General features: G+C 64.9%; 7 protein-coding genes. All 7 read left to right on the top strand.

Annotated elements, in window-relative coordinates; translation table 11 throughout:
* Positions 1 to 165: 165 nt before the first annotated feature.
* Positions 166 to 1,677, top strand: coding sequence for a calcium-binding protein (locus tag I71_RS11400; RefSeq protein ID WP_083897102.1), 1,512 nt, complete (start codon positions 166 to 168; stop codon positions 1,675 to 1,677).
* A gap of 68 nt (positions 1,678 to 1,745) precedes the next feature.
* Entirely contained in the window at positions 1,746 to 2,957 is a 1,212-nt protein-coding gene (locus I71_RS11395) for a glycosyltransferase family 4 protein (RefSeq protein ID WP_042694976.1), read from the top strand.
* 146 nt (positions 2,958 to 3,103) lie between these two features.
* Entirely contained in the window at positions 3,104 to 4,216 is a 1,113-nt protein-coding gene (locus tag I71_RS11390) for a hypothetical protein (RefSeq protein ID WP_042694975.1), read from the top strand.
* 395 nt (positions 4,217 to 4,611) lie between these two features.
* The gene (locus tag I71_RS11385; RefSeq protein ID WP_244433770.1) at positions 4,612 to 6,075 is read left to right on the top strand and encodes a type I secretion system permease/ATPase; all 1,464 of its coding nucleotides are present in this window, start codon (positions 4,612 to 4,614) and stop codon (positions 6,073 to 6,075) included.
* A 14-nt stretch (positions 6,076 to 6,089) separates the two neighbouring features.
* Entirely contained in the window at positions 6,090 to 6,560 is a 471-nt protein-coding gene (locus I71_RS34940) for a biotin/lipoyl-binding protein (protein WP_049976048.1), read from the top strand.
* Positions 6,561 to 6,569: 9 nt separating this feature from the next.
* Positions 6,570 to 7,424 (top strand): HlyD family type I secretion periplasmic adaptor subunit, encoded by an 855-nt coding sequence (locus tag I71_RS34935; RefSeq protein WP_148294216.1) that lies wholly within the window; start codon positions 6,570 to 6,572, stop codon positions 7,422 to 7,424.
* 481 nt (positions 7,425 to 7,905) lie between these two features.
* Positions 7,906 to 12,153: ATP-binding protein (locus tag I71_RS11375; RefSeq protein WP_042694974.1), on the top strand; the 4,248-nt coding region annotated here is incomplete at its 3' end.

Raw genomic sequence — 12,153 nt, 5'->3', positions numbered from 1 at the left:
GGCCTCGGTGACCGCCTGAACCTGCCACATTCCAAGGCGGGACCCCCGCCGGAAAAGATCACACTTAGTTTTCTAACTACTTATTAGGATAAAACGATCTATTGACTCTATTATAAAGAGATATTAACAGCAAATTGCGTCTTATATTTTTGCACGGGGCTTCCAATGGCAATTATCTACGGGAATGCCGGCGATAACGTGATGGGGCCGTATGCCGGCGCCAATACCCTTTATGGTGGTGCGGGCAACGACACACTGTATGGCTACACCGCCGGCGACATGCTGTTGGGCGAGGACGGCAACGACTATCTGGACGGCTATTACGGCGACGATTCGCTCTCTGGCGGCGCCGGCTCTGACACTCTGTATGGTTATTACGGCAACGACATCCTGCTGGGCGGCGACGGCAACGACATCCTGTATGGCGAAGATGGCGGCGACGCCCTGGACGGCGGCAACGACAACGACATCCTGTATGGCGGCGCCGGCAACGACCTCCTCGACGGCAACATGGGAAACGACGGCCTTTCCGGCGGAACGGGCGCCGACACGCTGTACGGCTATTATGGCAACGACAGCCTGTTGGGCGGTGACGACAACGATCTCCTGTATGGGGAAGACGACGACGACCTGCTGGTGGGTGACGCCGGCAACGACACCCTGTCCGGCGACGCCGGCAACGATCAGCTCCAGGGCGGTATCGGCGATGACAGCCTGTTGGGTGGTGCCGGCACCGACGCCCTTTACGGCGAGGATGGAAACGACCAGCTCGACGGCGGCATCGACGACGACTACCTGTCCGGCGGAACAGGGCAGGACATCCTGCTGGGCAATGCCGGCAACGATCTGATCCTTGGCGACGCCGGTGACGATTCCATTCGTGGCGGTGATGGCGCCGACTCGCTCTATGGCGGTGTGGGCAGCGACACCATCTACGGCGATGCCGGCAACGACCTGATCAGCGGCAATGACGGACTGGATGGCGTCGATTCCGCCGATCTGCTGCACGGCGGCGAAGGCAGCGATACCATTTACGGGTTCGGCGGAAACGACGCGCTCTTCGGTGACAGCGATGCCGACACATTGTACGGCGGCGATGGAAACGATTCGATCGACGGCGGCAGCGGCGATGACTTCGTGTATGGCGAAGACGGGAATGACGTGATTCTCGGCGGCACCGAAAGCGATCATCTGTATGGCTTGTCTGGCAATGATTCACTGAACGGTGGAAATGGCAATGACACCGTGTATGGTGGATCCGGCGATGATCTCGTTGTAGGAGATCAATCCGGGGAGATCGGGCAAGATGTTCTGTCCGGCGATTCCGGGAACGATACTCTTGTCGGTGGTCTGGACAACGATCTCTATCTGTTCAGTTTTGAATATGGCCAGCAGGACTATATCATCGAGACCGGCGGTGATTACGATTCGATCAACATAAGTGGGACCATCTATTCTGATCTCCGATTCGGAAGAGGGAACCTTGTTTTGTTGAATGGTTCGCCGGGAGATTATTACGATCTTCTGATATACTCCCAAACCGATGCGAATGACGGCAACGGAATCAGTAACTTTGTCCTGATCAACGACTATTGGGATTCGCCCGAAAATTCCGTTGAAATACTGACAATCGATGGTGGTTACTACTCGCTCACCCAGCTGGCAAACGCGGCGTGACGCCTTGCGGCCAAGGCCGATTCGATCGGCCTTGGCCTTTTTCCGGTAAGGCCGCATCGCAACACGCCATGAAAATCGCCTTCATTCATCAGAATATGCCCGGCCAGTTCGCTCATCTTGCGGCGGCATTGGCGTGCGATCCCGCAAACGAGGTCGTGTTCATCACTCGGCGGCGGGACCGCCAGATACCATCGGTCAGGCGGGTATGCTACGGAGTCAGGCGTCCGGCCGACGCTCCCATCCATGCCCATCTGCGGGCGACCGAAAGTGCCCTGCACCACGGACAGGCGGTTGCGCATACGCTGCTGGCATTGAAGCGCGACGGTTTCGTCCCCGACATCGTCGTCGGCCATTCCGGCTGGGGCGAGACCCTGTTCGTCAAGGACATCCTCCCCGGCTGTCGTTACGTGAACTATTGCGAGTTTTATTTTCAGGCCGAGGGACAGGATTTCGGCTTCGACCCACTCTACCCGGCAGGACCGGAAGCGCGATTGGCATTGCGCATGCGTTGCGCTCCGCTGTTGCTGGCACTGGAGGCGTGCGATTGCGGTCTGTCGCCGACGAACTGGCAACGGTCGACCCATCCAGAACCGCTGCGATCCAAGATCCAGGTCATCCATGACGGCATCGACACCGCCCTGTTCCGGCCGGACACCGGCGCGCGCGTCATGCTGCCCGGGGGGCCGATGCTGACCCGCAGCGATCCGGTGGTCACCTACGTCGCGCGCAGCCTGGAGCCCTATCGCGGCTTTCCATCCTTCATGCGGGCGATCCCCCACATTCTCGACGAGCACCCCGGCGCCGTTGTCCTGATCGTAGGCGACGACAGCAAAAGCTATGGCGCCGCCCCCGCGGATGGAGGCAACTGGCGAGAGGCAATGCTGCGGGAGGTTCCGGTAGACCCCAGCCGCGTCCACTTCCTGGGCCGCCTGCCCTATGACCGGTACCGTGCCGTTCTCCAGCTTTCCCGCGTCCATGTGTATCTGACCTATCCCTTCGTGTTGTCCTGGTCGGTTCTCGAAGCCATGGCAACCGGATGCGTCGTCGTGGGATCGGATACCAGCCCGGTGCGCGAGGTGATCAGCCACGGCGAAAACGGACTTCTGGCGGATTTCTTCGACCCGCGGTCAATTGCCGACCGGGTGGGACAGGTTCTGGCCGAGCCGGCCGCCTTCGCGCAGCTGCGCAGTGCCGCCCGGCAAAGCGTGATCGACTCCTATGATCTGCCAATCTGCCTGGACCGCCAGATTCGGCTGCTCGGACAGCTCCAGGATGCATAGGTTTCAAAGTAATAAAGAATATTCGACCGAATACGAGAAATTATTGGCCAGTCACGGGAATATATGTATCATTAATGCTCGGATTTCGGGCACAAGCCCTCCTCTCCAGCAGTTGCAGAGCCCTGCCATCAACCCAGGAGACCGTCATGTCTCTCCATGCGAACAGCCTGTTCCCGACCACGCCCACCACCCAGGCCGGAACATGGAAGCCGGTGAGCAAGGCGGACAGCGCCGGCAAGAGTCTTGTCGCAACCGCCTTTTCGCCACCGTCTGCGCAAGGGGCGGACAGCGTGACCGTCAGTCCGCTCGGCAAGGCGTTGACCGGCGTCGCCGCCAAGGTCTTCGAGAGGTTGGACAACAAGGCGCGCGGCATGCTGGAGGGGTATGTCAAGGCCGGGGTCATGACGGCTGAGGAGGTTGTCGGCGGTCTCAGAGCCATCGGCAAGGAGGCCGTGCAAAACCGCTACATGAACAAGTTATGGGAGGAGGATGGCGGGGCGAAGGCATCAGCCGTCGATGCGAGGGAAGAAAATTACAAGAAGCAGATGCAGTTTATGGATGGTGCGGCCGAGATCATGACGAATCTTGCCGAAGCCGGGCTGGAGGGCACTGACGATTCAGCGTCCAGGACAAAAGAGATGATGCAATCCGCACAGGATTACGCAGAGAACTTCAAGAAAGAGAACGGTGATTTTGCTGTTCTGGACTATAGTCAGGATCAGAGCTATATCGCCAAATCCGTGAGGGATCTGAAAGATTCGACCCTCTTTTCCGAAGAGGGAGATGGCCAGTTTTTCTCGAAATCCGATACGGCATCCTTGAGCAAGTTGATCGATCTCGGTTTCGATTCCGTGGTCTATGCAGGTGCGGCGAAGGCAGCCGTCGCCGAGATCGACCTGAGCGGCGTGCAGAAGACCTCTTCCAACAGTGTTGCCATGCCGGCGGCCGAAGCAGCGACGCCACAGCAGGCAGAGCAAGGGATGTCGGAAAATGCCGTCCCGCAGACCGACGCGACATCGACAGGCCCGGTCCCCTCGGCCCTGAAGACCCCTGAAAACGATGCGATGATGGCATTGTTGAAGGCCAATGCCGAGAAGACGCCGGATTGGCAGGGAGTGCAAGGCTTGCGGAACGCACCGTCGCCGAGCGGCGCAACCGGCAGCGACACCACTCTGGCGGCCTTGACGAAAGCGTTGAAGGACGGCGGCCAGGCTGCCGGCCAGGGAACCGCGGCCGGCCGGACCGACACCGTCGTTTGACCGCTCTCGACCATCGCAGCTTTGATGACGCAGGATGCAGCGGATGCGGACGGCGCCTCTCATCCACCGCGGCCGCTCCCTCGGTGTGCCGAGGTATGCGACGGAGGATCGGTTCCGCCCGCCCTGCCGGAAATCCGCATGACCGATGACATCAAGCCAGCGCAGGCACTGGCCCGTTGCCGCGCCGCGCTGGGGTGGGCCGCCGCCTTCAGCCTGCCGATCAACCTGCTGGCGCTGACCCCCTCGCTTTACATGATGCAGGTGTATGACCGGGTGCTGGCGTCCGGCAGCATGGCGACGCTGACCTACCTGTCACTGATCGCGCTGGCCGCCATCGCCTTGTCGGGGGCGCTCGATCTGTCCGCTCCCGTCTGCTGGGCACCGCCGCCGACTGGTTGGACCGGCGGATTGGGCCGGTGCTGCTGGGCCGGACGGGGAGGGTGCCTTGGCAGGCCGCCCCNGACAGGCGGGAACTGCTGCAGGATCTGGGAAAGCTGTGCGGCGCCCTGGGAAGCGGCATCATTTTCCTGTTCGACATCCCCTGGGTGCCGGTCTATCTGGGGCTGATCTATCTGCTGCATCCGCTTCTGGGGCATGTGGCCGCGGCATCGGCCCTGTTGCTGCTGGCGCTGGCCCTGCTGAACGACCGCATTGCCCGGCCGGCGGTGAAGCAGGCCACCGACGCATCCCTTCTGGCGCGGGGCACGGTCGCGGCTGCGGTGCGCAACGCGGAGACGGTTGAGGCCATGCATCTGCTGCCCGGCCTGGAGCGGCGCTGGCGCCACGACCACGGCATGGCGCTCGACCGGCAAATGGCGGCGGCGCGGTCGGCGTCGATCCTGCTGGCGGCAACGCGCGCGATGCGCCAAGCCATGCAGGTGGCCATTCTCGGAACGGGCGCCTGGTTGGTGCTGTCGCACGGCATGGGGGCCGGCGCCATGCTTGCCGCCTCGCTGGTGGTTGGGCGTGCCCTCGCCCCGCTTGAGCAGGCCGTCGGCGGCTGGCGCCAGCTCGCCACCGGATGGGAGGCCTGGCAACGCCTGACCGCCGCATTCAACCATTCGCCACGGCGCGACGGCGACGCCTTGTCCCTTCCGCCCCCCGCCGGCCGGTTGCAGGTGCAGGGTGTCGTCTATCGGTTGCCGGGCCAGGACCGTCCGGTGCTGAACGGCGTGTCATTCGAGGCGACCCCCGGCGAGGCGGTGGCGGTTGTCGGGCCGTCGGCCGCCGGCAAATCGACGCTCGCCCGGCTGGCGGTTGGGCTGCACCCGCCCCTGATCGGGACGGTGCGGCTCGACGGATCGGACCTGTTCCAATGGCGCCGCGACGACATCGGCCGGCACATCGGCTATCTGGCCCAGGATGTCGGGCTTTTCGCCGGAACCGTGGCGGAGAACATCGCCCGGATGGACCGCCCCGATCCGCAGGCGGTTGTCGCCGCGGCCCGCATGGCCGATTGCCATGCCATGATCCAGCGGCTGCCCAAGGGGTACGATACGGACATCGGTGAGGGCGGCATTTTTCTGTCCGGCGGCCAACGCCAGCGGATCGGTCTGGCCCGCGCCTTGTATGGCGACCCCAAGCTGGTGGTGCTGGATGAGCCGAATGCCAACCTGGACGCCGACGGCGAACAGGCGTTGACCCGTGCCATCGCGGCGTTGAAGCACCGTGGCGCCATTGTCCTGGTGATCGGCCACCGCCCGGGCACTCTGGCCCAGGCCGATCGGATCGTCGCTCTGCGCGACGGCCGGGTGGAAGCCTTCGGGCCGCGCGCCGACGTGATGGAGGCGCTGAAACGCCGGACCCTGCACAGCGTCAAGCCGCCAGCCCGTCGCCCGGCGCCGGCAGTTGCCGAATAGGAAAGGCAGCGACCATGCCGCCCGCCCCCACTGCCACCATCGCCGGCACCGGAGTGGTTCCTCCGTCACCGCCAACCGGACGCGCCGTCGCCGCCGGACTCGCTCTGCTGCTTGTCGGATTCGGGGGAATCGGCGGCTGGGCAGCGCTTGCCCCGCTGTCCAGTGCCGCCCTGGCGCCCGGCGTGGTCGCCGCCGACAGCAACCGAAAGACGATCCAACATCTCGATGGCGGCATCGTCGCCAAAGCGCTGGTGACGGAGGGTGACCGCGTCATCGCCGGCCAGCCGCTGCTGCGCTTCGACGATCTGGACAGCCGTCTGGCGGTGACCGTGCTTGAGGAACAGCTTTGGTCGCTGCTGGCACAGGAGGCACGGCTGGAGGCCGAACGCGACGGGCTGGAGGTGCCGGTGCTTCCCGCCGCACTGGCGCCGGTGGTGTCGGACCCCGAAGTCGCGGCCATCCTGGCCTCCAGGCCCGGATCCTGACAGCCCGCGGTGGCGGGCTGGACGGTCCCAAGCCGGTTGCCCGACGCCCGATTGCGCAGCTTGAGGCGCAGATCGCCCGCCTGGAGGCCCAGGGGGCCGCCGCTTTCCGCCAGGCGCGACCTGATCCCGCGGGAAGAACAGGCGGTTGCCGAGATGGTGGCGAAAGGTTACGAGCGGCAGTCGCGCCTGCTGGCGCTGATGCGTCAGTCCGCCGGGCTGGAGGGGACCATCGGCGAACATGCCAACCGCATTGCCCAGGCCCGGGAAGCGATCGCGCAGGCTGAACAGGAAATCCTGGCGGCTAAGGCGGATTTCCACTCGTCGGTCGCCACCGACCTGCGCGATACCCAGGCGCGCCGGTCCGAGTGCATGGAGAAGGTGACGGCCGCCCGCATGCGCCTGGCCCGTCGCGACCTGCTGGCCCCGGAATCCGGCATCGTGTTGAACCTTCGGGCGATTGTACCGGGAACCGTGGTGACTGCCGGCGCCCCGATCCTGGATCTGGTGCCGGCGGACGACCGCATGGTGGTGGATGTGCGCGTCAATCCGACCGACATCGACGTGGTTCATGCCGGCCTGCCGGCCAGGCTGGCGCTCACCGCATACAAGGGGCGAACGACGGCGCAGCTGGACGGCACCGTCATCCGGGTATCGGCCGATGCCCTGACAGATGCGCGCACCGGCCAGCCCTTTTATTCGGCCCGCATCGGCGTGGACCTGGCCGGGGGCCCGCTGCCGGACGGGGTGCGTCTGCTGCCCGGAATGCCGGTGGAGGCCATGATTGTCACCGGGGAGCGAACCTTGCTGCGCTATCTGATCCAACCCATCGCGGACAGCTTCCACCGCGCCTTCCGGGAGGAGTGACAGGTTTTCTATGCCCGACCTTGAGGGCGGAGACCGCGGACCGACTCGGTTGCAAACTTTTCCTATAGTGCCTACCGGCATCACTGTCGATGCTTCGCGGCCAGGAGTTCAAGCTGCATGTTCAATCGGGACGCTTGGCCCTTGCGAAGCGCCCGCATCACGTCAAAAACCCTCGATCGCCTATCCAGCGGTAAAGGGTCGAATGCTCGACCATGACACCACGCTCGGCCAGCATCTGCGCAAGGTCAAGGTGCCGATGCCGTAGTGGCAGTAGCAGCGCACCGCCGAAACTGATCCCACCCTCAAAGTGCCGACCTTTGAAGTCCGACACGGCTTGGCTCGATCCAACTTTCAGCCATTCCGTCGCCTGGCGGCGAACCGGCAGCACATGCTTGCTGATGGTCGATACAGCACCAACGATCGCTTGTGGGAAGTGGGATTCTATTGTCCTATGTGGGGAAATTCTAACGGAGGCGCACTCATGCAGGTGGGGCAGCGCTTTGGGTACGGGCGGATCGGGCCACCGCTTATAGCCGCCGGCTGCCTGATCCTTGTTGCGCTGGCTGCGTTTCCAGTCTCGCGGGCAAGGGCGGTCGAGATTCCGGACAATGCCGTCGAGCGCCTCACCCAAGGGCTGACCGAACTCCTGATCGACCGCCACAACGTTGCGCTCCCAGCCCTGGAAGCCCTTGCGTCACAGCGCGCCTACCGGATCACCCCCGACGACGGATACTGGGCCGGCATCTCGGACGCCATCCTGGAGCATCCCAGTGTGCAGGGGGCCTTGCGCACCTTTGTGGACCGCCATCTCATTGGAGGCGAGGACTGGGGTCGCTATGTGCAGCTTACCCAGCAGCTTCCGCAACTCGCGGATGTGTTCGCCGCGGCGTTGGTGGAGGCGCCCGGCACACGGCAACCGATTCCAGAGACGGTGCTGCGCCGCCTGCAACACCCAACACCCGCCGTGCAACGGGCGCTGCTGAACCGCATCAAGGCCGACCAGGGGAATGGGGCGGAGGGCTTGATCCAGGCCGTTCTCCAACGTCCCCGGCTTCTTGCATCGTTGCGCGCCGAAGTCATCAGCCTGCTCGCGCCGGATACCCCCGGTGTCACCGAACAAACCCGGTCCTTCGCATTCCGCTTCGCGGTGGCCGTCGGCGAGCCGGTTCCCCTGGATAGGCTCAGGAGCGCGCTGCGCGGCGCTCAGCACGGCGCCAAAGCAGCGCTCGACCATCTGGTCCGGGGCAACACGAGCCCGGGTGAATTGCCATCCCTCGCGGATGATCTCATCGGATTCGCCGAGCGGGACGGGACATCGGCAGCCGACGCCGAGCGGGCCTTCCGCCTGGCTTTCCAAGGGCGGCCGGACGCGGCACCGAAGGCGTTGGAGCGGGCCTTCGCCCGGAACCCGGATGATTGGAGCGGCGCTCGGGGCCTCGCGCTGTTCGCGGCCCTTGCGGCGGGAAACTCGACCCGACCTCTCCTGCTGTCCCGGCTGGACGGAATCCCCATCGATGACATGATGGGTGCCGGCCGGTGCCGGATGATTCCCGCAATGCTTGCCCTTGATGCCGCAAACGTACCGCGGGCCGGTCTCGCGCAGGATTTCGCCGGCCTTTTGACCGATCTGGCCTCCCGCGACATGAAAAAAGAAGCATGCGATGCGGCGGCCATCGCCGCCGCGCTCGATGGCTTCATCGAAACGGTCACCGCTTCGGGTGCGGTCAAAAGTGAGGACATCGCGCGGGCCTATGCCGATGCGGCCGCGGCCCCCTCCGACCGCGCCGGGAGGCGCGGCGACATCGCCGACGATCCAAACGTACGGAGCGTCACCGCAATCCTGCGGCTGGCGGGCCGAACCCGCGCCGTCCTAAGCCGCGATCCCGAGCGGATCCGAGGGCTGGTGAGCAGTCGGGGCGCCGGTGAGTTGTCTATCCTTGCTGCAGCGCTCGTCCTGGCACTGCCCGACGATCATCCGGCGCTGTCCGCCCTCAGGGCGGAGTTGCGACCAGCCCCAAACGAGAGCCTGACCGACCGCGTCCATCAGAACGAGCCGATGACCGTCCGGATCCTGAAGCTCACGCAACGCGCCACGGGCTGGAGCGACACGGACCTCGCCATCGCAGCCGGCATCGCCGCGCTGCATGAAGCCAGCGCGGACGCCGCGCGCGCCGCGACCGGCGTGCTGGTGACGGCCGGAGCGTCAGGCCATCTCGTTACCCTCTTCGACCAATTGACCAAATCGCCGCCGCCAGCCCCCGAAGGACCGCCATCGGAAATGGCGTTGCGGGCGCTGGCGGCGTTCGCCAGGGCAGCGGAGACGAGCCCGGCACCGCAACAGCTCTTCACCCAGGCACGCACAAAATGGATTGCGTCCGCCCTGACGAACGACGGGCTGCGCGAAAGCGCGCTCCGGGCATTGGAGCGGCGTCCGCCGTCGGCGCCGTTCGTTGCCGACCACCATATCGTGGATGCGGCGCTCCTGCGTGCCGTGCGGGAGCCAAGCGGCCCGCGGCCGGTTCCGCTGTGTCTCCAGGCAGCGACACTGGGGCCGGTCACGGGGCCGGAGTCCGCCTTGTACGTGCTCGCGTGGCAGGCGGAGGAGACCTACACTGCGGAACCATCATGGCCGACGATATGCCTGCGGTGGCTGTCCCCTTCCAAGGACGCCCGGCTCACCCCGGCCGGTGAGGTTCTGGTCGCCCTCGCCGACGAGGGTGCGCTGAAGGAACTGGAGTCGACCCTGGGTCCCCGCGTACTGCTGGAGCGCCTGGGCGATGTCTGGGCGGTCACTGGACGGTTCCTCGTTGGCAGTCGGATCCAGCGCATCATTGCGTCCCACGTGACGCGCATCGCGCCGCACACGGCCTATGCAAGCATTGCCGACCAGGCGGCCCTGAACGCATGGCTCGAGCGCCTTGCCAGCGATTTCCCGGATCAGGCCGGGTCCGTGCGCTGGCAAGCGCTGTTGCGTGCCGCCGTTCTTCTGCTTGCCGCGATCCCCATGGCCCTTGCGGTCCACATGGCCGCCTGGGGCCTTCTCGTCGCCGTCTATCCGTACAGTTTGGCCATCCGCAGCCAGTTCTTCTACAACCCGTTGATCCGGACCGTCCTGGGGCTGGGCTACATCGGAATGATACTGAGCGTGGTTCCGCTGCTGCGCCGCCGCCTGTTCCAACCGTTCCGGCAGGGGCTTCTGGGGGACCTCGGCCGACTGGCGCCGAACGCGCGGACCGGTGCCTATTTCCCGCGCTCCGAGGTCGCGGCGGTCAACCGGGCGGACCTCTCCCGCGAGATCAGGGAGATGGAGGGCACCGCCGTCGCGGGCGGGATCGCGCCCGGCCATGGCATCATCGACGCGCTGGCACGCTGGCGCGGGCCGACATGCTTGCTGGGACCGTCGGGCCGCGGCAAGACGAGCTATCTCCGCCACATCCTCGGAGATGGCCACACGCCGCGCTTTCCTTTTGTCTACCTTCGGGCATCTGAATGCCGGGAAGGAGTCATCAAGGCGATCTGCGACCGGCTTGAAGGACTCGGCAAGGACGACAAGTTGATCGCCAGTCTTGTGCATGCCGGTCGGTTTGATGTCTACATCGACGGGTTGAACGAAGTCGACAGGGAGGTCCAGGAAACGATCGCCAAGGCTCTCGTCGATCATTACGCCGGCAACATTTTCGTGGCCACGCAGGAGGTCGGCATTCCCTTGCCGTCGCGGCTCAGGACGTACTATCTGCTGCCGCTCACTCGGGAACAGATGGTCGAGTTCCTGGCGGGGCGCGAGGCGGTGCTGGAAGGCGATGCCTCCATCACCGGTGAGGACTTCCGCGAACGCGCGACGGCGTTCATCACCGAGTTGATTGAAGCGGCAGACGGCCGCGTTGCGCAAGGCGCTGCAGCGGGAACAGAACCGCCGGACCCGATCGCCGATCCGGCCGAGCGACGCCGGCGGGAGTTGGCGCTCGGCTTCCTTGCCACGCTGGCCAATCCCATGGATCTCGAAACGGCGGCCTATCTGCTCGCACGCGATGTCGAACCCGATCCCCTGCGCTTGCAGCAGCAGCAATTCAAGCTGGTTGAGGCCAGATACCGCGACCGTGTCAAGCGCCCGTTTCCCATTGACGCCTTCGCAAGGGCGGTGCTCGACGCTCGCAAAGCCCAAAAGCCGGAAATCGACCCTACCCTCTTCGGCATCGAGGTGGCGATCCTGGAGGAGCACAAGCAGATCCGCCGTGTCAGCGTTCCATTGCCCGACGGGCAATCGGCCGTCGAATATCAGTTCCGCCACGACAAGATCCGTGATTTCTACAGCCACTTCGCGCTGTTGGACGACGCGATGGCCGAGGAGCGCTTCGCGCTTGCCCGTGACGATCGGTTCGCCGGCGTCTACGACTATCTCGCCCGCGAGCTTCCTCCAGTGGAGGTGGATGCGCTCAAGGAATATCTGCTGTCGGTGGCGGTCGATGACAACGACCACCGTCTGAGCGACCGTTTCCTCCAACACCTTCGCTGGAGATCGCTGTTGGTGCGCGAGGATCCCGTCTGGCTCGACAGCCACGACCTGCCACCGGCACGGGCCGCCCTGGCAGCGTGGACCATCCTGAGCGAAGAGCGCGAGGAGGTGGAAAGCCGGATGCAGGAGGTGCGCGCGACGGTCGTCGCCGCGCGCGCGATCACACGGATGCTCAGCGCCGACACCGACGAACGCCTGAAAGTGCGGTGGTCGCCG

This window comes from Azospirillum sp. B506 (assembly GCF_000333595.1).
Taxonomy (GTDB): Bacteria; Pseudomonadota; Alphaproteobacteria; order Azospirillales; family Azospirillaceae; genus Azospirillum.
Note: the sequence above shows the minus strand (reverse complement) of the source record. Positions and strands in the feature narration are given on the sequence as shown.